Origin of the sequence: Agathobaculum sp. Marseille-P7918 (assembly GCF_964248325.1) — a bacterium.
GTDB lineage: Bacteria > Bacillota > Clostridia > Oscillospirales > Butyricicoccaceae > Agathobaculum.
Map to the genome: position 1 here is coordinate 433,109 of NZ_CAXTXI010000001.1, position 24,783 is coordinate 457,891.

The window sequence follows — 24,783 nt, forward strand, 5'->3', positions numbered from 1 at the left end:
CAAAAGAACGGCCTTTATGAAGGCCGTTCTTTTTTCTTGCGTAAAATTGCGTATTCATCCACTGAAAACGGAAAAGAGAAATGCACCCGCATCTGCGGTACGTTAAACAAATCGAGCGCCTCGCCCTCGTCGTTGACCACACCATCCGCGTGGAAGCGATACGGCGGCTTGCCCGGCTGAATGAGTTCCAGCTCCTCGCCCTTGAAAATGCGGTTTTTTAAAGCAAACACCGCATGTCCGTCGGCACCGCAGTCAACTGGCATGCCCACCACTTCGTATTCACGAATATACTGGCTGTCGCCATAGTGCTGTCCGTTTTCCTCCGAACCGAAGTAGAATCCGGTGTAGTATTCGCGGTGGCTGACCTTGTTCACTTCCTCGCGGCAGAACTGCGGCAGCACGAAGCCCGCCGGGTCGGCGGCATAGGCGTCAATCGCCGCGCGGTATGCGCCGGTCACACAAGCGGCATAATACGCCGTCTTGTTGCGCCCCTCGATTTTAAAGGAATTCACCCCGGCGCGCACCAATTCCGGAACGTGCTCAATCATGCACATATCCTTGGAATTATACAGATAGGTGCCGCGGGCATCCTCCTCAACCGGGAAAAACTCACCCGGCCGCTTTTCCTCCATCAGCGTGTAATTCCAGCGGCAAGGCTGGGCACACGCGCCGTGATTGGCGTCCCGCCCGGTCATATACTGCGAAATCAGGCAGCGACCGGAATAGGAAATGCACATCGCGCCATGTACAAACGCCTCGATTTCCAGTGCTTTCGGGGTTTTCGCGCGAATCTCTGCGATTTCGCCGAGCGACAGTTCGCGCGCAAGCACAACACGCTCCGCGCCCAGATCCGCCCAGAAGTTCGCCGCCTCGTGGTTGAGGATACTGGTCTGGGTCGAAATGTGTAGCGGCACCTTGGGTGCATAACGCTGCGCCAGCCGAATCACGCCCACGTCCGCCACAATCAGAGCATCGGCCCCCGCGTCCGCAAGCAGTTCCAGATACGCGGGCAGAGCAGGCAAATCGCACTCGGAAGGCATAATATTAACCGTAATATAGCATTTAACGCCGTGCGCATGCGCATAGGCAATACCTGCGCGCAGCTCATCATCGGCAAAGTTTGCGGCAGCGGCCCGCATTCCGAACCGCTGTCCCGCAAGATACACCGCGTCCGCGCCATACGCGATGGCAAAGCGCATTTTTTCCATATCACCCGCAGGCGAGAGCAGTTCCGGCATCTTATTGTTCACTGCTGCCCTCCGCATTTGCGGCTGCGGCTGCCGCTGCCGCCTGTGCTGCATTGGACTTCGCAATATTCGCCTCATGCTCTGCATAGCTGTTGGCAAACAGATGCGTGCCGTCCGGCATAGCTACATAATAGTAGTAATTATGCTGTTCCGGATGGGAAGCCGCATACAGGGATGCATAACCCGGATTACAAATCGGTCCGGGCGGCAAGCCCTGCTTGGTATACAGGTTATATGGTGTATCGGACGCCAAATCCTCATTGCTGAGCGTGCCGCCCGTGCGACCGAGGCCGTACAGTACGGAAGCGTCCACCTGCAGATACGGGAACTCGCTGGCATTATTCAAACGGTTGTAGATAACGCCCGCAATCGTTGCGCGCTCGCTGTCCACCTGTGCCTCGCGCTCAACCAGCGATGCAATCGTTACAATATCATGCATCGATCGGCCAAGGCTTTCCGCGCCGGCCTGAATGTCCGCATCATATTTGGTCTCAAAGTTATTGAGCATCTTGTTGATGGTATCGACCACCGTTGCATTGCCCTTGTAAATCTCATAGGTATCCGGGAACAGATACCCCTCCAGCCAGCCTTCGGCTGCCGGCAGCTCATTCTGCAGGAAAGTGTGCTTGAACGGATATTCGTTCAGCGCTTCGTTCAGCGCATCCTCGGTGCAGACATGCTCATCGAGCAGCAGCTGCTTAATTTGCGCGACCGAATAGCCCTCTGGAATGGTGATTTTCATCGTTTCCTTACTGGAAGCGTTGACCAGCGTATCAATAATCTGACCGTAGTCCATATTGGGGTTGAGCGAATACGAGCCAGCCAGCACGCCATCATTGTCGCCCTTGATACGGACGTAAAACTTGAAAATAGTGCCGTAATTGATGACGCCTTCGTCATCGAGCTGCTTTGCCAGCGAAATCAGGTCGGTATTTTCCGAAACCGTAATTTCCTTCACTGCATTTTCCTTGACAAACGCAAAAACGTCATTGGCGATAAAAATCGCCGCCAGCGACAGGATAATCGAAACACCCAATACGGCAATGACATAAACCACCGTGCCTGCACATCCGCCGTTGATTTGGCGGCGGCTTCGGCGGCGGTGCTGCTGCGGCTGCGGAATGCGCTGTGTCTCCTGATTGATATTATTGTCCATTGTCTCACCTCAATATTTTTCTGTTTTCCGTTATAATACGCGGTTCATGATAATCTTGGCAATAAACGCAAGCACAAAAGCCAGCATACCCGGATTGCGCACGAGCAACCACAGGTCATACAAACCAGCGCTTTTTTCAAAATGAGGAATGCAGCCTCTGGTCAGCAAATTTTCCAGCTGGCGCAGCGTCAAATAGAGAAACAGCAGCAGAACTAGTGCATTGATTGCCGCAAAATAACTCCAGATGCCGAAAGCCGCATAAGTATCCGTAATCCAAAGTACAAACATATAGTACAGGTTATTGACGCCGTGCGCCAAAACCGCGGGCCATACGCTGCCGGATACAAAAGTCAGATACGCATAAGCGATACCGGCCAAAAACGGCCCTGCAAAGTTCATCATACTGCCGTGCAGCATGGCAAACACCAAGCCGCTGAACAGCAGGCAGGCCGAAGTGCCGACGATTTCCTCATGCACAGTGAATAACGCACCGCGTAGATATACTTCTTCCACCACTGCCGAAAGCACAACGATGACGGCAAACCGAGCGGCCATACTCAGCCCCGACTGAGGCGCGTCCAATGCAATGGCCGTCAAATCCGCGCCGACCAAACCCGCCAAATGATAAATCAGCAAATTTAGGAACAGCGAAAGCACGGCTACCGTAACGCCGAGCCGAACCGTCAGCCCCAGCATGCCCTTGCGCAGCCGTCGCGGCTGCAATCGCTTTCTCAGTTTCTTCTGATCCCGCATGGAGAATACCATTAAAACCAGCGGCAGCGCAAACGAAATAAATTCCGCCAGTGCAAGCAGCGGTGCGCCCCCGCCAAAGCGAGACGCCAGTTTTCCGGTACCCGTCAGCAGACAGAAGCACAAAAACAGCGAAAGGCCGGGCAGCAGCGCAATTTTGTTATTCTTCATCCGTGCGCAGTACCTGCCTTTCCGTAATAATCCAGCGGCATCGTTGGTCGAGCGCCGTATGCGGCAGACTTTCCACCAACCGCTGTTCAGCGCAAAGCGCCATGCGGACGGCGCCCGTCCGGCAAAGAAAACGGTCGTAGTACCCACCGCCATATCCCAGACGATACCCCTGCCGGTCGCAGGCAAGCGCCGGAACCAGCACCAGCTCAATCTCCTCCGGCGGTATTTCCCGCGCGGAGGCATCCGGTTCATCGATACCGTATGCACCCGGCCGCAGCTCATCAAGCGACCGGATTTGCCGCGCGGTCATTTCGCCCGCCGCTCCGCACAGCGGAACACAGACGGTTTTTCCTGCGGCCAGCGCCTCGCGCAGCAGCGCACGGGTGTCAATCTCCTGAAGAGTGGATACATAGGCAAACACACAGCCGGCACCGCGGTAGCTTTCATGCTCCAGCACACGACTGGCGATTTGCCTGTCCATGGACTGTTTCTCCGCCGCATCTTGCGCGGCACGTTCGGAAAGAAATTGACGACGCAGTGTTTTCTTATCGCTCGACATGGTGCACAACTTCAGTGGCAATCCGGCGCGCCTGCTCTTCGCCGCGCAGCGCGGACACCAGCGCACAACCGAAATCCAGTGCGCCGCCCACACCGCAGGCGGTAATAATGCGGCCATCTACCACGCAGGTGCGCTTGAGCGGAGTTGCGCCCGTCATGCCATCCTCCATGCCCGGATAGCAGGTCGCCTTGCGACCCTTGAGCAGCCCCATGCCGCCCAGAATAATAGAAGGTGCAGCGCAGATGGCAGCGACATACTTGCCTTCGTCATAGCACTTGCGCACCGCACCGGTGACACGCTCGTCCGCATACAGGTTCTTCGTGCCCGGCATACCGCCCGGCAGCACCACCATATCCGTTTTGTCCCAGTCCACCTGATCCATGGTCAGCTCGGTCTGGATGCCGATGCCGTGCGAGCCGTGCACCAACTCGCCCGTCACACCAACCAGCTTGACCTCCACACCCGCGCGACGCAGCAGGTCAATCGGCGTAATCGCTTCCGTCTCCTCAAATCCCTCTGCCAACAGTACATATACCATGTTTTGTCACACCTTTCAGTTCAGCATTAAATTCATATATCCGCGGGCATCCTCCCGCTCCTCATACCATTTGATACAGCCGAGCGCTGTCTGTGCGCCGCAGCCGGTCACCGTGCATTGCTCCAGTCCCAGCGCTGTAAGCAGACCCTGCTCCCGCGCAGGTGTCAGCCCGAATGCCTCCTGCACATTATCCGTCCAGCAAAAGGCATATGCCGCAAGCGTGTCGCCTGCAAACCAGCCAAATACACCTGCACCCAGCGCATCGAACATGTCCAGCTGCGCCCGCCAGTACGTCTCAGCGCGCACAATGCGGCAATCCGACGCCAGACAATCATACAGCGCCGCTATCTGCGGCACATCGGCCTGCGTCATCCGCCGCGGTACTTCGCCGTCCGCTGTTCGCGCAATGTTTCGCTTTTCCACATCAAAAAACGGCACATACCCGAATGGACGGTAAAAATCAAACAGCCACGGCTCCGCCGGAATCAGCGCGGAAGCCGCTTTTCCCTGTTCGCGGTCCATCGCAAAGGATGCTTCGAGCAGACGCGCCATATGACCCTTGCGGCGATACATCGGATCGGTGCATGCGCCGTAAATATAGGTGATCTCTTTTTGCTCGCCGCCGGTCAGCAGCCGGTACGGCAGCATCTGTACCATCGCGCACAGCGTTCCCCGCTCTTCGCTGAGCAGCACTGTGCCACAGTCAAAGAAATGTGCAAAAAAATAGTCGTTAAAGCCGCCCTCATCCGGAAAGCAGGTTTCCCACAATTGCCGGATACGCGGCACATCCTGCGGCTGCGCCCGCCGGATCATACCTGCGGCTCCTTCGGCACCGCGGTGTATTTTACACCGCGCATAACCGGATAATACGACTTTTTCGCCTTGCGCAAACCTTCCAGACCGAGGTCTTCCTCTCTATTGACGTACTGCACGTCATCGCAGTTCCGCAAAACGAACTGTTGGTTAATCATCTGATAGGCACCGGGGATGGTGTGGTCGGCTTTTTCAATCTGCACCACATACATGTCCGGCTCGGCTTTGCAGCCAAAGGTAAAGGCGATTACCTCGCCGTCCAGCCGCAGCAGACCGCCCCGCAGGTCGAGTGCGTCAAAATTATGCAGCGCCTGCACAATTGCGCACGTCTCCCCTTGAAAATCGCGGCTCTGCGCGCAGCCATTCTGGTTGCACCAGCGGATATGATAGCCAAATGCATCCTTGATGTTGTCGCGCGTCATATCCTCATAGCTCCAGCGGCCTTCGTATGCCGCTTGAAACCGATTGACCAGATTGCGCTTGCTTTGCAGCTTTTTGCCGGACAGTGTGCGCAGCTTTTCCGACAGATAAATATAATCGTCGCCGTCCTCGTTGTCGTGCGAAAAGGCAAATTTGCCCGGACGCGCTGCCTCAATCCGCTCGATCATCGGCTCTGCCACCGATACCACTACAAACGGAATGCCGCGCTCTGCGGCATCCTGCTCCAGTGCATCCAGCACATCGCCCAAATCGCCCTCGCCCACCGGGGCAAGATAGCAGTCGTGTCCGCCGTCCAGCGGCGTCATCTTGACCAGCAGGAAGCCGTCCCGAAAGCAAATTTGCGTGTTATAGTGACTGCGCCACATAAATAAATCGACGAAACATCGCTCGCACAAATGATAATAATAGTGCGAACCGCATGCCTCTACCGCCTGCTTGTCCTCCAATGTGATTTCTCGAAATGGTAACATAAACAATCCTTTTCCTTCAATTTTCGCGGCAATCCCCCATCGTCCGCATCCGATTTTCCGCATCGCTTGGATTTTCTTTCCGTCCTACAGACCCATTTTCTCCATATTATCCGGGTTTTATCGCAAAATGCCGGTTTATCCCATCCTCTGTTTTACTTGCGCTTGCCTCCGAACAACCGCTCTCGGATAACAATCAGCAGAAATTTGGGCAGCTTCATCATGCGTCCGATACGGCTCGGCTGACAAAGCAGCCGGTAAAACCATTCAAGGCCCAGCTTAATGAAGATTTTCGGCGCACGCTTGGCCACGCCTGCAAACACATCCAGCGATCCGCCCAGACCGCAAAACAACGTCGCATGGATTTCATCCATATAATTCGACATGAACCGTTCCTGCTTCGGCGCTCCAAGGCAGACAAACACCACATCCGCGCCGCCGCAGGCGTTGATAGCCTCCGCCGCCTCCTGCGGGTCCTTAAAGTAGCCGTCATGCGTGCCGGCCAGCACCAACCCAGGATATTTTTTGCACAGATTTTCTCCGGCTTTTTCCGCCACACCCGGCTTTGCCCCCAGCAAAAACAGCCGCATGTTCTCCTTAGCCATCGCCGCTACCAGATGCTCGGCAAACTCAATGCCTGCTACCTTGCCGCAAAGCTCCTCACCGAGAATTTTCGCCGCATAAATGATGCCGATTCCATCCGGCAGTACCAGTGCCGCACGATTGACAATGCCCATATATTCCCTGTCTCTGCGGCAAAGATCGACGATCTCCGGATTCGGCGTTACCACGTAGCCTTTCTGCCTTGCGCGGATACGGCTCATTGCCACATCGACAGCCTGCTGCATTGTCACAGCATGGAAATGCACGCCCAAAATTGAAGCGGTTTTCATTTTCTATCTCCTGCATTCTTCATTTTCATAATAAAACAGTGGGTATTCAAAATCTATCTTATTATACAGCAGTCTCTGCAAAATCTCAAGTCTCAGCACGGCAAATCTCTTTTTGGCACAAATACAGACAAGAAGTCCGGCATTTCGCCCGACTTTTTGCACACTTTTTCCTTTTTATTTGTATCCTTACGACAAAAGCACCGTCCAGCCGCACTTCATGAAAAAGAAAGAAAAAGGACACAGCCGTTTGCTGTGTCCCCTTTTTCAACCGTTAAAGCTGCGCGCGGATAAGCTCGCCCATTTCGCTGGTGGAAAGCACCTTTTCACCCTTGGCTGCGATATCCGCAGTGCGATGACCCGCATCGAGCACATTTTCAACCGCGTTCTCGATTGCATCCGCCTCATCCTTCAAACCAAAGGAGTAGCGCAGCATCATTGCGCAGGACAGGATGGTGGCAATCGGATTGGCGATACCCTTGCCCGCAATATCGGGCGCAGAGCCATGAATCGGCTCATACATCCCCTTGCCGGTTTCGTTCATCGAAGCCGAGGGCAGCATGCCAATCGAACCGGTAATCATCGATGCCTCGTCCGACAGGATATCGCCGAACAGGTTGCCGGTCACAATCACATCGAACTGGCCCGGGTTGCGTACGAGCTGCATCGCGCAGTTGTCCACGTACATATCTGAATATTCAACCTCGGGATATTCGTCCTTGATGCGGTGCATGGTCTCGCGCCAGACGCGGCTGGTCTCCAGCACATTCGCCTTATCGACCGAGCAGACCTTCTTATTCCGCTTCATCGCCATTTCGAAGGCGCGGCGGCCGATGCGCTCGATTTCATAAACCGAATAATTCATGTCGTCCGCGCCGACCTCGCCCCAGCCCTTTTCGCTTTCGCGGCGATAGTGCTTGCCGAAGTATACATCGCCGGTCAGCTCACGGCAAACGAGAATATCAAAGCCGTCCCCAATGATTTCAGGCTTAATCGGGCACGCGTCCGACAGCGCCTTATGCATCTGCGCGGGACGCAGGTTCACGAACAGGCCGAGCGCCGCGCGCAGGCCGAGCAGTGCCTTTTCCGGGCGCTTTTCCGAGGGAACTTCATCCCACTTCGGACCGCCGACCGCGCCAAGCAGCACGGAATCCGCATTTTTGCAGATTTCGATGGTTTCCTCGGTCAGCGGGATGCCATTGGCGTCAATCGAGCAGCCGCCCGCGAGCACCTCAGTATAGTTGAACTGATGGCCGAACTTCTCGCCGACCTTATCGAGCACTTTCATCGCCTCGGTGACGATTTCCGGACCGATACCGTCGCCCTTGACGACCGCAATATTGTACTGCATTGCTTATTCCCCTCTTTCCTTGAGCGACTTGAGCAAACCGCCCGCCTTGATAATGCTCTGAATGAACGGCGGGAAAGCGGCCGCCTGATAGCTTTCGCCCTTGGTCTCGTTGGTGATGACGCCAGTGTCAAAGTTAACCGAAACCATGTCGCCGTCATCAATGCCATTGGCCGCCGCCTCGCACTCGAGAATCGGCAGGCCGATATTGATGGCGTTGCGGTAGAAGATACGCGCAAACGACGCGGCAATCACGCAGGAAACGCCGTTTTCCTTGAGCACCAGCGGCGCATGCTCACGCGACGAGCCGCAGCCGAAGTTACGCGTCGCCACAACGATGTCGCCCGGCTGCATCTTTTTGACAAACTCTGCGTCGATGTCCTCCATCGCGTGCGTCGCCAGTTCCTTGGGGTCTGCAATATTTAAGTAACGTGCGGGAATAATAACGTCGGTATCAACGTTATCCCCATATTTGAAAACTCTGCCTTTTGCGTTCATTGTGCTGTTTCCTCCCTTACTTCAGGTCGTCAGGCGCGCAGATATAGCCCGCAACAGCACTTGCCGCCGCGACCGCCGGGCTCGCCAGATAGATTTCCGAGGTAATATGGCCCATACGGCCGACAAAGTTGCGATTTGTGGTCGAAACCGACTTTTCGCCGTGCGCCAGAATACCCATATGACCGCCCAGACACGGGCCGCAGGTCGGAGTGGAAACGATAGCGCCCGCCTGAATGAAGATCTTGGCAAGGCCTTCCTCAATGCACTGGAGATAAACCTCCTGCGTAGCGGGGATAATGATGGTGCGCACGTTCGGATTGACATGACGGCCCTTGAGAATCTCGGCTGCAACGCGCATATCGTCGATGCGGCCGTTAGTGCATGAGCCGATGACCGACTGCTGAATCTCGATATGTCCCAGCTCATCAATCGTCTTGGTGTTTTCCGGCAGATGCGGGCAGGCAATCGTCGGACGAAGCGCGGACAGGTCAATTTCAATAACCTGCTCATATTCCGCGTCCGCATCCGCCTCGAATACCGTGATATCGCGGTTTACGCGCCCCTTGATGTACGCCATGGTCTTTTCGTCCACCGGGAAAATGCCGTTTTTCGCACCCGCTTCTATCGCCATGTTGCAGATGGTGAAGCGGTCATCCATCGACAGGGAGGAAACGCCCTCGCCGACAAACTCCATCGACTTGTACAGCGCGCCGTCCACGCCAATTTGACCGATGATGTGCAGGATGACATCCTTACCGGACACCCACGGGCTGAGCTTGCCAGTCAGCACGAACTTGATGGCGCTGGGCACCTTGAACCACGCCTTGCCCGTTGCCATACCGGCGGCAAGGTCGGTCGAGCCGACGCCGGTCGAGAACGCGCCGAGCGCACCGTAGGTGCAGGTGTGGCTGTCCGCGCCGATAATCAACTCACCCGGAGCGGTCAGACCTTTTTCGGGCAGCAGAGCATGCTCGATACCCATGCTGCCGACATCAAAGAAGTTGACAATGCCGTGCTTTTTGGAAAATTCACGGCAAGTCAGGCACTGCTCAGCGGATTTGATATCCTTATTCGGTGCAAAATGGTCCATGACGAGCGCGATTTTGGTGTTATCGAACACTTTATCAAAACCCGCCTTTTCCATCTCACGAATCGCAACCGGACCGGTGATATCGTTGGCGAGCGTCAAATCGACATTCGCCTCAATCAGCTGTCCGGCGCAAACGCTGTCCAGCCCCGCGTGTTTTGCGAGGATTTTTTGCGTCATTGTCATACCCATAACGGTTGTTTCCTCCTGCTCTCAGTCAATGAAATACTTGTTGATGCCGTTGATGTAGGCCTTGATAGATGCCTCGATAACGTCGGTCGATACGCCGCGGCCGGTGACAATCTCGCTGCCGTCGATGCTGATCTTGGCAATCGCTTCTGCCTGCGCGTCCTCGCCGTCGGTCATGGAGCGCAGCGTGTAATCCTCCAGCTCCACATCCTTGTCGACAATCTTATTGATAGCGCGGAATGCGGCGTTGATCGGGCCGTCGGAAACCGCAGCGCGCTCGAACGTCTCGTCACCCTTCTTAACACGGATAACCGCCGTCGAGGTGATGGTGTTGCCGGAATTGATGACAAAGCGGTCAAGCGTATAGCGCTCCTCGCCGGAAACCGGCACCGCGCCGACCAGTGCTTCCAGATCGCGGTCCTTGATGACCTTTTTCTTGTCGGCCAGCGCCTTGAACTTCTCAAAGGTCTTGTCGAGTTTTTCCTTATCCATCGTATAGCCCAGCTCGCGCAGGCGCTCTTCAAACGCATGACGGCCGGAGTGCTTGCCCAGTACAATGGCATTCTTCGGAATGCCGACCGATTCGGGCGTCATAATCTCATAGGTTTCCTTGTTGGCCATTACGCCGTGCTGATGAATGCCTGCCTCATGTGCAAAGGCATTGGCGCCGACAATCGGCTTGGTGGGCGCGACCGAAACACCGGTGATCGTCTGAATCATGCGACTTGCGCGATAGATCTGATGGGTGTCGATGTTGCACTGCACGCCGAACAGATCCTTGCGGGTGTTGAGCGCCATGACGCACTCTTCCATCGAAGCGTTGCCCGCGCGCTCACCGATGCCGTTTATCGTGCATTCGATCTGATTGATACCAGCTTCCACACCGGCCAGCGAGTTGGCTACCGCCATGCCGAGGTCGTTGTGCATATGGCAGGAGAGAATGACGTTCTCGATGCCCTCGGTGTGCTGACGCAGATAGCGAATGCGGGCCGCATACTCTTCGGGAACCATATAACCAACTGTGTCCGGAATATTCAGCGTTGTTGCGCCAGCCTTAATAGCAGTCTCAAACACGCGGCACAGGAAGTCCATATCCGAGCGGCAGGCGTCCTCGGCAGAGAATTCAATGTCCTCGCAGTACTTCTTGGCGTATGCCACATTGTGTGCCACCGATTCAATAACCTCATCAGGCGTCATCTTGAGCTTGTATTCCATGTGCACCGGTGAAGTGGCAAGGAAGGTATGGATACGGGCGGAGTCCGCACGGCGGATGGCATTCCAAGCCGCATCAATATCCTTTTCCACGCAGCGCGCCAGCGAGCAGATTGTCGAGCCGTGCACATTGTCCGCAATCGCCGCAATTGCCGCTGCGTCGCCGGGCGAGGAGGCCGCGAAACCCGCTTCAATAATATCTACCTTCAAAGCTTCCAGCTGCTTGGCAACCTCGATTTTTTCGTTCAGGTTCATGCTGCAGCCGGGAGACTGCTCACCGTCACGCAGCGTCGTGTCAAAAATTCGGATGGTTCTTGCCATGTTCTTGTCCTCACTTTCTTGTCTTTGGTTGTACAGGGACAAAAAAAGCTTCGTCCCTTAATCAAAATTAAGAGACGAAGCATAACTCCGCGGTACCACTCTTGTTGCCGCACAAAATACGGCCACTCAGTGCGCATCAAACAATACGCCGCCCCTGTAACGGTGGGCATCCGTTCCCTCCTACCGGCCGGACGGCTTTCAGCGGACCGCTCCCGGGCGAGTTTCATCGTTTCCTGACGCTGTCTTACACCGACCGACAGCTCTCTGCGGACAGGAGTGCGATTACTTTACCCGTTCATCACCTTTTGCAATATGTTATTATATTAGCCTTTGGCTGCGCGGTTGTCAAGGGGTATTTTAATTTTTTCCTTCCCAAGCTGTCGACTTGCGAAGATTGCAGCAATCTGGTATAGTAATAGCTATACTGCAAAAAAAGAGGAGCAAAAATACGTGAAACAACTGGGATTGCTTATTCGTTTGATTGTCGGCATCATCGCCGGTACACTGATCGGCCTGTGCGGCGGCTGGTTCGGCATTGCAGACTCCACTGCATTTATTGCCGTCGTGCGCTTATTTGCCACGTTTACGTCGCTGTTCTCCACCTTCCTGTCCTTTATGATTCCACTGATCATCCTCTCGTTTATCACAGTGGGCATGGCAGAGCTGGGCAAGAAGGCCAATCGGCTGTTTGGCATTACGCTGCTGCTGGCATATGGCACCACGGTTATCTCCGGTTTTCTCACCTTCCTTATCGGCAAGGCAGTGCTGCCTGCGATTATTCAGCCCATTACAGGCGATGTGCTGGAAAGCAACGCCTTCCAGCCCTTTTTCACCATTGATATTCAGCCGATCTTCGGCGTGATGACCGCTCTGGTGCTTTCATTTGTGCTTGGCATCGGCATGGCCAACCTGCGCGGTTCCTCCCTGCTGGACGTGTGCCGCGACCTGCAGCGAATTGTTTCCGGTGTACTCAAGCGCATCATCATCCCGCTGATTCCGGTCCACATTGCGGGTCTGTTCTGCAACATCGCCGCAGAAGGCCGCCTGTTTGCCACCATTAAGATGTTTGCCTCCCTGTACGGCATCATTATTGTGCTGCAGCTGCTGTATATTTTCTCGCAGTTCGGACTGGCCAGCGTGGTCTGCCGCAAAAACCATTTCAAGAGCATGAAAAATGTTGTGCCCGCCTATTTTACCGCACTGGGCACACAGTCTTCCGCCTCCACGATTCCGGTAGCGCTGGACTGTGCCTATAACAACAATGTCAATGAGGATGTCGCGGATTTTGTTGTGCCGCTTTGCGCAACCATCAACTTAAACGGCGACACCATCTGTCTGGTACTCGGTTCGATGGGCATTATGATTGCCAGCGGCCTGACGCCCACCCTTGCCATGTTTGCCCCCTTTATTATGATGCTCGGCGTGACGATGGTTGCCGCACCGGGCGTACCCGGCGGCGGCGTGATGGCGGCGCTCGGCCTCATCACCTCCATGCTCGGTTTCACCGATCCCATGCAGCAGCTGATCATTGCACTGCACTTCTCACAGGATAGCTTCGGCACAGCGACCAATGTAACGGGCGACCAGGCGATTGCGCTGATCGTCGACCGGATTGATCGCGCAGACAGCGAGAAAACTGCTTACTGATTGACAGAAAGGAGCGCCTGCCTTGGAGGTACTGCTTGACATCATCCGATCGTTTGACTTTGATATTCTGTATGAAATTTCCACGCATCTGCGCGGCGGCATTTCCGATACATTCTGGAAATTCTTTTCGCTGATTGGCAATGCCGGCGCTGTTTGGATTGTGCTGGCCATTGCCTTGCTATGCTTTCGCAAAACGCGGCGTGCGGGTGCGGCAATGCTGGTGGCACTGCTCATCGGCGTGCTCATCGGCAATGTGTGGCTCAAGGAATGGATCATGCGTCCCCGTCCTTTTGTGACGCATCCGGAACTGACCGCTCTGCTTGATCCGGGCGACCAATGGTCCTTCCCATCCGGTCATACCCTGTCCTCTTTTGCAGCGGCGACAGCCTTGTGCTTTTTCCACCGCAAATCCGGTGCGCTTGCCTACATTCTGGCGGCGCTGATTGCTTTCTCCCGGCTCTATGCCAGCGTGCACTACCCGACGGATGTACTGGCCGGTGTGCTGCTGGGTATTCTGTGCGGTCTTGTCGGTGCATGGCTGACCGATCGCATCACAGACCGCATTCATACCATCCGGCTGAGAAAGGGTGCCTGAATGAATCAGTATAAGCGGCTTTTAAGCAACACCTTTATCTTTGCAATCGGCACATTCAGTTCCAAAATCCTTGTCATCCTCATGCTGCGCTTCTATACCGGCATGATGACTACGGATGAGATGGGCGTTGCCGATTTGATTGTCAAGACCACCAGCATCCTGTATCCGGTCGTTTCGCTTTCCATCGGACAGGCGATTATCCGCTACGGTCTGGAGCGCCGCCGCCGCAAGAGCGACGTGTTCACCATCGGTCTGGCAACCATTCTGTGCGGCTTTATCATTTCGTTGCCGTTCCACCCGCTGCTCGGCCTGATCCACTACAATACCTCGACCGGCGCAACCGGTTCCCTTCTGGAATACCAGTGGCTCATCTATCTGTATGTGCTGACCTCCTGCACGCAAAACGCCTGCAGCCAGTTCATCCGGGCGCTGGGCTATGTGCGGCTGTACGCCGTTGACGGTATTTTCCGCACCTTTGTCACCATCCTGCTGAACATTCTGTATCTGACGGTATTCAAATGGAATATCTTCGGCTATGTGTTCTCCATTATCTGCGCGGACGCACTTTCCACAGTCTGCCTGTTTCTGTTGGCAAGCCTGTGGAAGTATATCCGGCTGCGCAAACCCAACTTCTATTTGTGGCGCAGCATGCTGGCCTACTCGCTGCCGCTTGTGCCGGATGCGATTCTGGTCTATATCATCGGCTTTTCCGATCAGGCGTTTCTCGCGGCCATGCAGGATACCTCGGTCAGTGCGATTTATTCCATCGCCTATCGCGTTCCGACGCTGATCGCGCTGGTTGCCTCAATTTTTGTCGATGCGTGGCAGATTTCCATTGTCAACAACAACTCGCGCGAGGAGCAAATTCAGTTTTTCTCCAACGTCGGCAACACGTACAGCTCAATTGTGTTCATTATTGCATCGGGCGGCATCATGTGCGCCAAGCTCGCCATCACTGTGCTGGCCGTTCCCAGCTACTATATCGGCTGGACATTCATCCCCATTCTGGCGGTCGGCGCAGGCTTTAACTGCCTGTCAAGTTTCCAGAAGAGTGTATACCTGCTGGAAAAACGCACGATTCCCTCGTTCCTGTCCACTGCTTTTTCTGCGGTCGTCAACATCACACTCAACGCGCTGCTCATCCCGCGCTACGGCGGCATGGGCGCGGCGACGGCAACGCTCATCAGCTATGTCGTCCTGTTCTTGTACCGTGCGGTGGACAGCCGCCGCTTCATGCCGGTGCGCTGGAATAAAAAACGGCTGGGCATCACCGTGTTTCTGCTGTGTGTGCAGGGTGCTTTGATGCTGCTGGAACCGCCTCTTTGGCTGCTGTGGCAGCTGCTGCTGTTCTTTGTCGTGTTCCTGCTCAACTGCCGCGAACTGCTGGTCGGTGTCAAAAAACTGCTGCACCGCGCATAAACAATATCACACAAAAAGAAAACGCCGGACTTTCGTCCGGCGTTATTTTTTCAAATGGAAAAATCCAACGCTTTGCCGCGGTTAACCAATTCCTCCAGCGTAACCGAATCCACATACTGATTGACCACATCGTACAAGCCGCGCCAAAAGTCCAGTGTTATGCATTCCTGCGCGCGCGTGCACTCAACCGGATCATGTTCCAGACACGCCACCGGCACCAGAGCGCCTTCTGTAATGCGCAAAATATCCCCCACGGTATATTCCGACGGATGCCGCGCCAATTGGTATCCGCCCTGCGCACCGCGCGTGGATGTCACAAAACCAGCGCGTGACAACTGAACGACAATCTGTTCCAGATATTTGGCCGATATTTCCTGCCTTTTGGAAATATCCCGCAACGGGATGTAGCCGGCAGCATCATGCTGTGCCAGATCGATCATCAGACGAAGCGCATATCTTCCCTTTGTCGAAATCTTCATATGCATACCCCTTTGCAACATTATTCCTCAAAAAGCCGCCACTTTCCTGCATCCGCCGCATATTATTCCTGCTGCAAACGCGCAATCACATCTGCAATATGCTGGCTGGCCTGCTCCACTTCCCATTTCAGTTCTGTGGCGGAAATGCGCTCCGCACCGTGTCCCAGGATAATCATCTGCTCCATGCCATCCGATGTGGCAACGCGCACACGGTGCTTGCGGGAGAGGTCGTAGGATGCCTGTTCAATATACATGTCCGCCGTTTCCGCCTCTTTGGTGTAAACGATATGCAGACCATGCCGTTTTTCAATAGACCCCATTCCCCCTTTGACTTTGTATGCGTCAAACACCACAATCAAATGGCACTTGCGCACACTTTGATAATTACTCAATACGTTAATCAGCGCTTCGCGCGCCGCATTGATATCCGCAGCCGCCATGCTGCGCAATTCGTCCCATGCAAAAATAATATTGTACCCATCGACCAGCAGATAGTCATCCGCGCGGATGCGGGTAACATACAGCTGCTCGATTGTCTCCGCTTTTTTGCGACTCTGCCGAAAGGCTTCAAAACCGCGGTCGCGGATTGGACCATAGGTACGCTCAAACAGAGCGCGCAGCTCTTTATCGTCATCCAAGCCGGATGACGCCGCCGCACGGCGCACCGGCTGAAGCGTCGGCTCTTCTTCCTCCGGCTGCAAACACACACCTGCATCCATATGCGCATGTGCGCGCACCTCGTCCCACTTAACGACATAGCCCGCGCCATGCGAACAAAACACGGAATCCGGGGAATTTTCGGTATCGTGCTCCGGCTGATAGCCGCTCTGCTCAATCACCTGCGCAGCATTATGGCAGGGCGCATAGCCATCCGGCGTGCACACCAGCCGTCCGCATCCCTTGGTATAGGCCGCCACCTCGGTCCAATAATTGCGCATCGTGGAAACCGGCGCCGTGCCGGTCAGCAGCACGCCATCCTCCTGCGGCTCAGGCGGTTCAAATGTGCCTTCCATACGCTGAATATCGTTCATTGCACGGCCCACGCATTCTTCCGGCAGCGTCAATTCAAATGCGTAATACGGTTCAAGCAGTACGCTTTCCGCCTGCATCAGACCGTTGCGCACCGCGCGATAGGTCGCCTCGCGGAAATCACCGCCCTCGGTATGCTTGACATGCGCGCGGCCGGTCAGCAGCGTGATTTTCATGTCGGTAATCGGCGCGCCGGTCAGCACGCCAACATGCGTTTTCTCTGCCAGATGCGTCAAAATCAAACGCTGCCAGTTGATGTCCAGCGTATCGGCCGGACAGGCCGTGGCAAACTGCAAGCCGCTGCCGCGCTCACCCGGCTCCAGCAGCAGATGCACCTCCGCATAATGGCGCAGCGGCTCAAAATGTCCGATGCCGACCGCGGGCGTAGTGATAGTCTCTTTATAGACGATACTGCCTTCGTCAAATGTGACCGCCACGCCAAAACGTTCCGCAATTACGCGGGTCAGGATTTCCAGCTGCACCTCACCCATGAGCTGCAAATAAATCTCACCCAAACGCTCATTCCAGACTACGCGCAGCTGCGGGTCCTCTTCTTCCAACTGACGCAGATTCCTCAGCATAGTATGTGCGTCATACGTATCCGGAAACTGCACCCGATAGCCCAATACCGGTTCGAGTACCGGCGGCAGCGCACCTGCCGCACTGCCCAATCCCATGCCGGGCCTCGTGTGGGTCAGGCCGGTTACCGCACAGACCATACCGCTTTCCGCCCGCTCGACCGATTGAAATTTTTCGCCCGAATACACCCGAATCTGGTTGACCTTTTCCTGCCAGCCGCCGTCTTCTTCGCCGGACAGCAACGCACGCACCGCAAGCGTGCCGCCAGTGATTTTGAGATGCGACAGACGGTTGCCCTGTCCGTCGCGTGTGATTTTGAACACCTGCGCACCGAAGGTGCTGTCATACTGCGGCTGCTGCGTATAGCGCTCCAGTCCGTCAAGCAGCGCTTCCACACCTTCCAGCCGCAGCGCAGAGCCGAAATAACACGGAAATACCTTGCGGGCGCGAATCAGAGAAGCGATTTCCTCCTGTTCCACGCAGCCTGTTTCCAGATACCGCTCGAGCATTGCCTCGTCGCACACGGCGATTTCCTCCGCCATGGTATCCTGCTGGTCAAAAGCAATACATCCATCCCCCAGACGTTTTTTCAGTTCCGCCATACGCGCTGCACGCGCGTCCGGATGGATGTCCATTTTATTGATAAAAAGAAAGGTCGGCACATGATGCCGCTCGAGCAGCCGCCACAGCGTCTGTGTATGCGCCTGCACACCGTCCGTCCCGCTGACAACCAGAATTGCGTAGTCCATCACCTGCAGCGTGCGCTCCATTTCCGCAGAAAAATCCACGTGCCCCGGCGTGTCCAGCAGCGTCACCGCAGCCGTCGGCAGCGACAACTCGGCCTGTTTGGAAAAAACCGTGATGCCCCGTTCCCGCTCAATCGCAAACGTATCCAAAAAGGCATTTTGATGGTCTACCCGCCCCAGTTTTTTCACTGCGCCCGTCAGATACAGCAGCGCCTCAGACAGCGTTGTTTTCCCCGCATCCACATGTGCCAGAATACCGATGACAAATCGTTTCATAATTTCCTTCTCGTTGATTGATTTATAATATTATATCAAAAAAGTAGTTAAAGCACAAGACATTCCAACAGCTGCATCCACATAACAATTTTTCCTTTTAAAAAGGCATTATTGAAATTTCTGCACATAATTTACGCAGCATTTTCCTCGAAGAACAGCAATTTCATCTCATATTGCGGTTTTTTGCGCACAAAATACTATCAGCAAAACCCCAAAAACAAAATCAAACAAAAGGAGAGAAAAAACATGACTAACACGAAGAATGGTTCTAATCAGGGTATGGTTCCGGAAGCACGCGCTGCAATGGATCGCTTTAAGATGGAGGCGGCAGCCGACCTTGCTGTCTCTTCTCCATCTTAATCCATCTAACCACACTACATACCGGCTCACACCTCCTAAACGGCCGCCCCCCACTTTTATGGGAGGCGGCCGTTTTCTGTTCCCATGCTATTTTTATAGAGACGCAGCGTTTATTCTTCCGCACGCACGCAGACAATATAGCTTTCACCATTCTCCAAATTGCAATTGGTGGTGTTTCCCGGAAAAATTTTCACATCCACCGAGCAAGTTGTACCCTCATGAATGGATTCTTCGCTCGGTGTCAACTCCGCGGATACTCTACAGTCCCATCCGATACTGTCTCCATCCGGACTGTTTGTGTATTGTAGCAGAATTTGTTTTGCGGAATGGGGAGAAATTTGGTATAATACTGCACATCAGAATTCCAAATACCGCCTTGGCGAGGAAAGGACGGGGACTGCTATGGCTAAATCATTATACTCGGTGATTGTCGCAGACGATGAGGATGAATTAAGGGAAGCAGTATGTACCATGATTCCCTGGGAGGAGTACGGTTTCCGTCTGGTGGGGAGCGCCAGCAATGGGCTGGATGCTCTGCAGATGGTGGAGGAATGCGAGCCTGACCTGCTGCTCACCGATATCCGGATGCCCTTCATTTCAGGCATTGAGCTTGCCCGGCAGGTGCGCGAAATTCGACCTGCCACCAATATTGCTTTTCTCAGCGGTTATGACGATTTTGAATACGCCAAACAGGCAATTCAATATAACATCATCAGCTACATGCTCAAGCCTTTGACCATGGAGGGGTTGAGTAAGGAGCTGCAAAATATCCGGCAGAAGATTGACACCCAGTTCGCCATGTTCCGGCAATCCTCCCCCAATCCCAGCGGACTGGACCTGCAGACTGCAATGCTGATGCCTCTGGTACTGGATGACTACGCTGAGCCGGATGGTGAGCCGCGGGCGAAGGCTTATGCACGGCAGTGCGGCCTGCTGCGGGATATGGAGGATCGGCCCCACTATATTGTGATGGTATCCACCCTGCTGGAAGCAGACGGAGGCAACTGCACGCCCCCCTCCTTTGTCGCGTCTGTCAATCGACTGGCAACAAAATACCTGCGCGGCGCCCATTTTTTTGCTTCCGGCAAAGTGATTTCCGTGCTGCTGGGCAATCCATCTGATTTTGACAAATATCTTCACATCCTTGCGGACGAAATCCCTCAAATGGCTGACCGTGTGCTGGGCAAATGCTGCCGCATCGGCATCAGCCGCACAACACGGAATTTGACCGCCCTCCACGACGCGTATCGGGAGGCAATGGATGCTCTTCGTCAGGGCGACCGCATGGAAAGCGGCGCACAGTTCATCAGCGACCTGTCTCCGTCCGTCAAGGGGGGCGAGCTGCTGTGCAAGCGGGCCATGGAGGCACTCAACCAGCACTACATGGATGCCGACCTTTCTCTGGTATCGCTCAGCGGGATGCTGACCGTCAGCCCCAATCATCTTTCCACCTGCATCAAAAAATATGCCGGCGAAACCTTCATCAACATTCTCATCCGCAAGCGGATGGAAGCCGCCCGCGAACTGCTGATATCCTCCCCACTCAAGATTCAGGAGATTGCCCAGCGGTGCGGCTATACCGACCAGCACTACTTCAGCTACTGCTTTAAAAAATACTGCGGTGAATCCCCCAGCACAATGCGCCGCAGGCTGGATCGGGAAAAGGCAGGTGAGCAGCCGTGAAGGACGGTGTTTCCCGCACAGGGCTGCGCATTACCACCATTCTGGTCTCCATGGTGCTGGGCGTGGTAGCAGTCATCCTGTGCAGCAGCATTCTTCTTTTTCTCAACCGCTACCGCAGCGCCATGGTGCAGAGCGCCCTTACCAGCAGCGACCAGGCGGTTTCACAGGTTTCCAACACGGTCGGCAACTATCTGCAAAGCATGGAGCAGGCCATGTCTCTGGTGGAATGGTCCCTGCTGGAAAGCGCCGACAACCGAAACCAGCTTCTGGATGCCTTTCTGACCTTCCGCCCGGATGTGGTAGCGGTGACAAGCTACTCACCTTCCGGTAAGATGCTGGACTGCTGGTGTCTTGATCGAGAGCCTCGCGAAGTCATTTATCAAAACCTTTCCTTCAATCTGGACCGTGCACGCGCCTCCGGCGGCGCCTATATGACCGCTCCCCATGTGGAAAGTATTTTCGAAGGCTATTATCCCTGGGTGGTGACCATGACCGTGCCGCTGGAGTCAGGCAACCAGACGGCCTGGGTATCACTCGACCTGAGTTTTTCCAGCATCTCCACCTACATCAATAACGTCAGCATCGGCCAGCGCGGCTACTGCTTTCTCATGGACAAAGAAGGCAACATCGTTTACCATCCCCAGCAGCAGCTGCTGTACGCGGGGCTGAAATCGGAGGACACCACCTCTCTGTCCACCTTAGCAGACGGCGCCTATGTCAATGATACCGTGATTTATTCCGTCACCAGCGTGGCGGATAGCGACTGGCGCATCGTGGGCGTCAGTTATGTGGATGAAATGGTCAACCGCAGCTTCCGGGAAATGATTCGTCTCTCCCTTGCACTGGGCGTGGTGATGCTCGCAGCAGCGGTGTTGACAAGCTTTCTCCTCTCCCGACTGCTGGCCCGCCCGCTCCGCGGTCTGGCCGACGCCATGGAGAGTTTTGAAACCGATGCCGATCACTTCACCTATCTGCCTGTAGGCGGCACCCGTGAGGTGCAGGAGTTATCCAGCTCCTTCGAGCATATGGTACTGCGTATCCAGCGTCTGATGACCACTGTGCGAGAGGAGGAAATCAACCTTCGCAAAACCGAGTTGAAAGCGCTTCAGGCGCAGATCAACCCTCACTTTTTATACAACACGCTGGATTCCATCGCATGGATGTGCGAGCAGGGCCGCAATGACGACGCGGTAAAAATGATTCATGCTCTGGCCAGACTGTTTCGCATCAGCATCAGCAAAGGACATGAGCTCATCCCCATTGCCAAAGAAATCGAGCATGCGGAAAGCTATCTTCAAATCCAGAAATACCGCTATAAAAACCAGTTTACCTATGAATTCGATGTGGACCCTGCGTGTCTGAACTATTACTGCAACAAGATAACTCTCCAGCCCATTATCGAAAACGCCATCAACCATGGCCTTGACCTACTGGTGGATGAGGGCCGCATTACCGTGCAGGTGCGACAGGACGGAGAGGACATTGTATTCGACGTCCGCGACAACGGCGTAGGCATGAGCGACGAGCTGATTCAGTCCATTTTACAGCGCGGACCGGAGGACCGCACCGGCATCGGCATTCGAAATGTGAACGACCGGCTGCAAATCTATTTTGGCAAGCAGTATGGCCTGCATATCAGCAGTGAGCCGGATGTGGGAACCTGTGTGGAAATTCGCATGCCTAAGATACAGGAGGGAGATTATGAGACGAAATAGATGGGGCTCTGTATGGGCAGCTATGCTTTGCGTACTGCTGTGCGGCTGCTCCACCAGCACCGACTACTCCCGACAGCATACGGTAGCGCTGGTGGCCAAGTCCACGCAGACAGAGTTCTGGCTGTCTGTCTTTGCCGGGGCGGAGGCTGCCGCCACAGAATACAATCTCAAGCTCACCATCATTGGCCCGAATACCGAAGAGGATTACGAAACACAGAATCAAATGGTGTCCGATGCGGTAAACGAAGGGGCGGAAGCCATTGTATTTTCTGCCATTGACTACGAAAACAACGCCGCTGCAATTGATGCTGCCGCCCAAAACGGCGTCAAAATCGTAGCCATTGACAGTAACGTGGATTCCGAAGCAGTGAGCACCTATATCGGCACCGATAACTACGCCGCCGGACAGATGGCGGCGCAGGCAGCACTTGAACGGGTAAAAACCCCGCTGAGGGTCGGCATCGTCAATTATGACATCAGCAGCGCGAACGGTCAGGAGCGCGAACGGGGTGCGGTAGATACTTTTGCCGCCAGCGACCGGGCCGAGGTTGTCAGCGTTATCAACACACTGGCGGAGGCTGGCCACGCCAAAATGGACACCATCGCTCTGCTGACAACCCACCCGGAAATCAATGTGCTGCTCGCCTTCAATGAGCCTACCAGCGTGGGCGCAGCACAGGCGGTAGAACAGATGGGGCTTTCCGAAACGGTTTTTCTGGTGGGCTTTGACTCCAACGTAGCCACCGTGGACGGCCTGCAGGAAGGCTCGGTTGATGCCCTTATTGTGCAGAATCCTTATGCCATGGGCTATCTGGGTGTGGAAAGCGCCTATAAGCTGCTCGCCGGGCAAGCCGGCGGTATGGAACGCATCGTGGACACCTCGACTCAGATTGTGGACCGGAACAACCTTTTTGATGTAGACAGTCAAAAGGCTCTGTTCGCCTTTGACAGTCGCTGAATTGTGAAATATGCACAATTTAAAGATTTAAAAATTTCATTTTATAATAAATTTCAATGAAATTTACCCCTTCTTCGGTGATTTTTTACCTTGTTTTTCCGTATTGTTTCCCATACAATGAAAACAAGCAGGAAGGAACTTCTGAAGAATATCCCTTCCAACTAAAAGGAGAAAAGGAGAATCATTATGAAGAAAAAGGTACTCGCGCTTACCCTGGCTGCTGCAATGATGGCCAGCATGGCGGCTTGCTCTTCGGGCGGCAACAATTCGGATACGACGCAGAACAACAGCGGTACGGAAGCAGCAGAAGTTGCCAACAAGGATAAGCCCTTAGTATGGTTCAACCGTCAGCCCTCCAACAGCTCCACCGGTGAGTTGGATATGACCGCTGTGAACTTCAACGAAAACACTTACTACGTAGGCTTTGACGCTAACCAGGGCGCTGAGCTGCAGGGCACCATGATTCTGGACTACGTAAAGGCTAACATTGACACCATCGACCGCAACGGCGACGGCATCATCGGCTATGTACTCGCTATCGGCGATATCGGCCACAACGACTCCATCGCCCGTACCCGCGGTGTCCGCGCGGCTCTCGGCACTGCCGTTGAAGCCAACGGCGCTATCAACAGCGATCCCGTAGGCAGCAATGCAGACGGCTCCGCTACCGCTGTTAAGGACGGCTCTCTGGAAGTCAACGGCAAGACCTACATTGTCCGTGAGCTGGCTTCTCAGGAAATGAAGAACTCCGCCGGTGCAACTTGGGATGCTGCTACCGCCGGCAACGCGATCGGCACCTGGGCTTCCTCTTTCGGTGACCAGATCGATATCGTAGCTTCTAACAACGACGGCATGGGCATGTCCATGTTTAACGCTTGGTCCAAGGCCAACAATGTTCCGACCTTCGGCTATGACGCTAACGCTGACGCGGTTGCAGCCATCGCAGAAGGCTACGGCGGCACCATCAGCCAGCATGCTGACGTTCAGGCTTACCTGACCCTCCGCGTACTGCGCAACGCACTGGACGGCGTGGATATCGACACCGGTATCGGCACCGAGGATGACGCCGGCAACGTGCTGAGCGACGACGTTTACTACTACGACGAGTCCGCTCGCTCCTACTACGCTCTGAACGTAGCAGTTACCAAGGACAACTACACCGACTTCACCGACTCCACCAAGGTTTACGCGCCGGTCAGCAATCAGCTGGATGCTTCCGCTCATCCGGAAAAGAGCGTATGGCTGAACATTTACAACGCTGCTGATAACTTCCTCAGCGCTACTTACCAGCCGCTGCTGCAGAACTATGACGACCTGCTCAACCTGAAGGTAGAGTACATCGGCGGCGACGGCCAGACCGAGGCCAACATCACCAACCGTCTGAGCAACCCGAGCGCGTACGATGCTTTCGCCATCAACATGGTTAAGACCGACAACGCAGCTTCCTACACTGCTCTGCTGAATCAGTAATTCGGATTCGAACACTTTTCAAGCGAAACAATAGGTAACAAGCCAATGTGATTGGGGAGAAGGAATTCTCCGTCTTAGGAGAAGCGATTCTCCATACGGAAGAATACCTTCTCCCCAATCCTGTTTTTCCAAGGAAACCG

General features: G+C 54.7%; 22 protein-coding genes and 1 other annotated feature. Of the genes, 8 read left to right on the forward strand and 14 right to left on the reverse strand.

All coding sequences use genetic code 11. The annotated features are described in order from the left end of the window. Positions 1 to 14: 14 nt before the first annotated feature. The 12 genes from ACESSO_RS02135 to ACESSO_RS02190 form a co-directional block, all read right to left on the reverse strand. The gene (locus ACESSO_RS02135) at positions 15 to 1,250 is read right to left on the reverse strand and encodes a U32 family peptidase (RefSeq protein WP_373163392.1); all 1,236 of its coding nucleotides are present in this window, start codon (positions 1,248 to 1,250) and stop codon (positions 15 to 17) included. After that, positions 1,240 to 2,403: an endolytic transglycosylase MltG gene (mltG, locus tag ACESSO_RS02140; protein ID WP_373163393.1), complete on the reverse strand. Its 1,164-nt coding sequence runs from the start codon at positions 2,401 to 2,403 to the stop codon at positions 1,240 to 1,242. The genes ACESSO_RS02135 and mltG overlap by 11 nt, the downstream gene beginning before the upstream one ends. A 30-nt stretch (positions 2,404 to 2,433) precedes the next feature. Then, entirely contained in the window at positions 2,434 to 3,324 is an 891-nt protein-coding gene (locus ACESSO_RS02145; protein WP_373163394.1) for a lysostaphin resistance A-like protein, read from the reverse strand. After that, a complete protein-coding gene (locus ACESSO_RS02150; RefSeq protein ID WP_373163395.1) occupies positions 3,314 to 3,904 on the reverse strand; it encodes a 5-formyltetrahydrofolate cyclo-ligase in 591 nt (196 codons plus the stop codon). The genes ACESSO_RS02145 and ACESSO_RS02150 overlap by 11 nt, the downstream gene beginning before the upstream one ends. Beyond that, positions 3,870 to 4,421, reverse strand: coding sequence for a DJ-1 family glyoxalase III (locus tag ACESSO_RS02155; RefSeq protein WP_373163396.1), 552 nt, complete (start codon positions 4,419 to 4,421; stop codon positions 3,870 to 3,872). The genes ACESSO_RS02150 and ACESSO_RS02155 overlap by 35 nt, the downstream gene beginning before the upstream one ends. A 15-nt stretch (positions 4,422 to 4,436) precedes the next feature. Next, positions 4,437 to 5,234, reverse strand: a complete 798-nt coding sequence (locus ACESSO_RS02160) for a GNAT family N-acetyltransferase (RefSeq protein ID WP_373163397.1) — start codon at positions 5,232 to 5,234, stop codon at positions 4,437 to 4,439. Next, positions 5,231 to 6,145 (reverse strand): DUF2156 domain-containing protein, encoded by a 915-nt coding sequence (locus ACESSO_RS02165; RefSeq protein WP_373163398.1) that lies wholly within the window; start codon positions 6,143 to 6,145, stop codon positions 5,231 to 5,233. Before ACESSO_RS02165 ends, ACESSO_RS02160 begins: the two co-directional genes overlap by 4 nt. Positions 6,146 to 6,297: 152 nt before the next feature. After that, the gene (locus ACESSO_RS02170; RefSeq protein WP_373163399.1) at positions 6,298 to 7,035 is read right to left on the reverse strand and encodes a WecB/TagA/CpsF family glycosyltransferase; all 738 of its coding nucleotides are present in this window, start codon (positions 7,033 to 7,035) and stop codon (positions 6,298 to 6,300) included. Between the two features lie 271 nt (positions 7,036 to 7,306). Next, positions 7,307 to 8,383, reverse strand: a complete 1,077-nt coding sequence (gene leuB / locus ACESSO_RS02175) for a 3-isopropylmalate dehydrogenase (RefSeq protein ID WP_373163400.1) — start codon at positions 8,381 to 8,383, stop codon at positions 7,307 to 7,309. 3 nt (positions 8,384 to 8,386) lie between these two features. Further along, positions 8,387 to 8,878, reverse strand: a complete 492-nt coding sequence (gene leuD, locus ACESSO_RS02180) for a 3-isopropylmalate dehydratase small subunit (RefSeq protein WP_373163401.1) — start codon at positions 8,876 to 8,878, stop codon at positions 8,387 to 8,389. A gap of 16 nt (positions 8,879 to 8,894) precedes the next feature. Then, complete coding sequence (gene leuC / locus ACESSO_RS02185) at positions 8,895 to 10,157, reverse strand: 3-isopropylmalate dehydratase large subunit (protein WP_373163402.1); 1,263 nt, start codon at positions 10,155 to 10,157, stop codon at positions 8,895 to 8,897. A 21-nt stretch (positions 10,158 to 10,178) separates the two neighbouring features. Beyond that, on the reverse strand, positions 10,179 to 11,723 hold the full coding sequence (locus tag ACESSO_RS02190; RefSeq protein ID WP_373163619.1) for a 2-isopropylmalate synthase: 1,545 nt from the start codon (positions 11,721 to 11,723) through the stop codon (positions 10,179 to 10,181). Between the two features lie 31 nt (positions 11,724 to 11,754). Further along, positions 11,755 to 11,995, reverse strand: a binding site (T-box leader). A gap of 142 nt (positions 11,996 to 12,137) precedes the next feature. On the opposite strand from ACESSO_RS02190, the gene ACESSO_RS02195 reads away from it, so the two are divergent. Genes ACESSO_RS02195 through ACESSO_RS02205 form a run of 3 tightly spaced genes read left to right on the forward strand, consistent with a single transcriptional unit; the run spans position 12,138 to position 15,348 of the window. Continuing rightward, positions 12,138 to 13,334 (forward strand): dicarboxylate/amino acid:cation symporter, encoded by a 1,197-nt coding sequence (locus ACESSO_RS02195; protein ID WP_373163403.1) that lies wholly within the window; start codon positions 12,138 to 12,140, stop codon positions 13,332 to 13,334. A 22-nt stretch (positions 13,335 to 13,356) separates the two neighbouring features. Next, positions 13,357 to 13,929 (forward strand): phosphatase PAP2 family protein, encoded by a 573-nt coding sequence (locus ACESSO_RS02200; RefSeq protein WP_373163404.1) that lies wholly within the window; start codon positions 13,357 to 13,359, stop codon positions 13,927 to 13,929. After that, on the forward strand, positions 13,930 to 15,348 hold the full coding sequence (locus ACESSO_RS02205; RefSeq protein WP_373163405.1) for a lipopolysaccharide biosynthesis protein: 1,419 nt from the start codon (positions 13,930 to 13,932) through the stop codon (positions 15,346 to 15,348). 50 nt (positions 15,349 to 15,398) lie between these two features. Here ACESSO_RS02205 and ACESSO_RS02210 read toward each other — a convergent pair whose 3' ends face one another. Next, positions 15,399 to 15,827, reverse strand: coding sequence for an Rrf2 family transcriptional regulator (locus ACESSO_RS02210; protein WP_297275850.1), 429 nt, complete (start codon positions 15,825 to 15,827; stop codon positions 15,399 to 15,401). A gap of 62 nt (positions 15,828 to 15,889) precedes the next feature. Continuing rightward, the gene (locus tag ACESSO_RS02215; RefSeq protein WP_373163406.1) at positions 15,890 to 18,457 is read right to left on the reverse strand and encodes an NYN domain-containing protein; all 2,568 of its coding nucleotides are present in this window, start codon (positions 18,455 to 18,457) and stop codon (positions 15,890 to 15,892) included. Between the two features lie 246 nt (positions 18,458 to 18,703). Here ACESSO_RS02215 and ACESSO_RS02220 point away from each other — a divergent pair, with 246 nt between their 5' ends. The 5 genes from ACESSO_RS02220 to ACESSO_RS02240 all read left to right on the forward strand — a co-directional run bounded on the left by ACESSO_RS02220 (position 18,704) and on the right by ACESSO_RS02240 (position 24,643). After that, positions 18,704 to 18,817, forward strand: coding sequence for a small, acid-soluble spore protein, alpha/beta type (locus ACESSO_RS02220; RefSeq protein WP_302667028.1), 114 nt, complete (start codon positions 18,704 to 18,706; stop codon positions 18,815 to 18,817). 402 nt (positions 18,818 to 19,219) lie between these two features. Next, the gene (locus ACESSO_RS02225; protein ID WP_373163407.1) at positions 19,220 to 20,500 is read left to right on the forward strand and encodes a response regulator; all 1,281 of its coding nucleotides are present in this window, start codon (positions 19,220 to 19,222) and stop codon (positions 20,498 to 20,500) included. Then, positions 20,497 to 22,215: a sensor histidine kinase gene (locus ACESSO_RS02230; protein WP_373163408.1), complete on the forward strand. Its 1,719-nt coding sequence runs from the start codon at positions 20,497 to 20,499 to the stop codon at positions 22,213 to 22,215. The genes ACESSO_RS02225 and ACESSO_RS02230 overlap by 4 nt, the downstream gene beginning before the upstream one ends. Next, positions 22,202 to 23,173 (forward strand): substrate-binding domain-containing protein, encoded by a 972-nt coding sequence (locus ACESSO_RS02235; RefSeq protein ID WP_373163409.1) that lies wholly within the window; start codon positions 22,202 to 22,204, stop codon positions 23,171 to 23,173. Before ACESSO_RS02230 ends, ACESSO_RS02235 begins: the two co-directional genes overlap by 14 nt. 237 nt (positions 23,174 to 23,410) lie before the next feature. After that, on the forward strand, positions 23,411 to 24,643 hold the full coding sequence (locus ACESSO_RS02240) for a substrate-binding domain-containing protein (RefSeq protein ID WP_373163620.1): 1,233 nt from the start codon (positions 23,411 to 23,413) through the stop codon (positions 24,641 to 24,643). Positions 24,644 to 24,783: the final 140 nt, after the last annotated feature.

What these genes read in the sequence shown, in the direction of transcription:
- leuB (WP_373163400.1), bottom strand. Translation starts at nt 8,383, where the DNA reads ATGCAGTACAATATTGCGGTCGTCAAGGGCGACGGTATCGGTCCGGAA.
- leuC (WP_373163402.1), bottom strand. Translation starts at nt 10,157, where the DNA reads ATGGGTATGACAATGACGCAAAAAATCCTCGCAAAACACGCGGGGCTG.
- ACESSO_RS02210 (WP_297275850.1), bottom strand. Translation starts at nt 15,827, where the DNA reads ATGAAGATTTCGACAAAGGGAAGATATGCGCTTCGTCTGATGATCGAT.
- ACESSO_RS02220 (WP_302667028.1), top strand. Translation starts at nt 18,704, where the DNA reads ATGACTAACACGAAGAATGGTTCTAATCAGGGTATGGTTCCGGAAGCA.
- ACESSO_RS02240 (WP_373163620.1), top strand. Translation starts at nt 23,411, where the DNA reads ATGGCGGCTTGCTCTTCGGGCGGCAACAATTCGGATACGACGCAGAAC.
- ACESSO_RS02145 (WP_373163394.1), bottom strand. Translation starts at nt 3,324, where the DNA reads ATGAAGAATAACAAAATTGCGCTGCTGCCCGGCCTTTCGCTGTTTTTG.
- ACESSO_RS02205 (WP_373163405.1), top strand. Translation starts at nt 13,930, where the DNA reads ATGAATCAGTATAAGCGGCTTTTAAGCAACACCTTTATCTTTGCAATC.
- ACESSO_RS02165 (WP_373163398.1), bottom strand. Translation starts at nt 6,145, where the DNA reads ATGTTACCATTTCGAGAAATCACATTGGAGGACAAGCAGGCGGTAGAG.
- ACESSO_RS02235 (WP_373163409.1), top strand. Translation starts at nt 22,202, where the DNA reads ATGAGACGAAATAGATGGGGCTCTGTATGGGCAGCTATGCTTTGCGTA.
- leuD (WP_373163401.1), bottom strand. Translation starts at nt 8,878, where the DNA reads ATGAACGCAAAAGGCAGAGTTTTCAAATATGGGGATAACGTTGATACC.
- ACESSO_RS02160 (WP_373163397.1), bottom strand. Translation starts at nt 5,234, where the DNA reads ATGATCCGGCGGGCGCAGCCGCAGGATGTGCCGCGTATCCGGCAATTG.
- ACESSO_RS02155 (WP_373163396.1), bottom strand. Translation starts at nt 4,421, where the DNA reads ATGGTATATGTACTGTTGGCAGAGGGATTTGAGGAGACGGAAGCGATT.
- ACESSO_RS02225 (WP_373163407.1), top strand. Translation starts at nt 19,220, where the DNA reads ATGGCTAAATCATTATACTCGGTGATTGTCGCAGACGATGAGGATGAA.
- ACESSO_RS02170 (WP_373163399.1), bottom strand. Translation starts at nt 7,035, where the DNA reads ATGAAAACCGCTTCAATTTTGGGCGTGCATTTCCATGCTGTGACAATG.
- ACESSO_RS02215 (WP_373163406.1), bottom strand. Translation starts at nt 18,457, where the DNA reads ATGAAACGATTTGTCATCGGTATTCTGGCACATGTGGATGCGGGGAAA.
- mltG (WP_373163393.1), bottom strand. Translation starts at nt 2,403, where the DNA reads ATGGACAATAATATCAATCAGGAGACACAGCGCATTCCGCAGCCGCAG.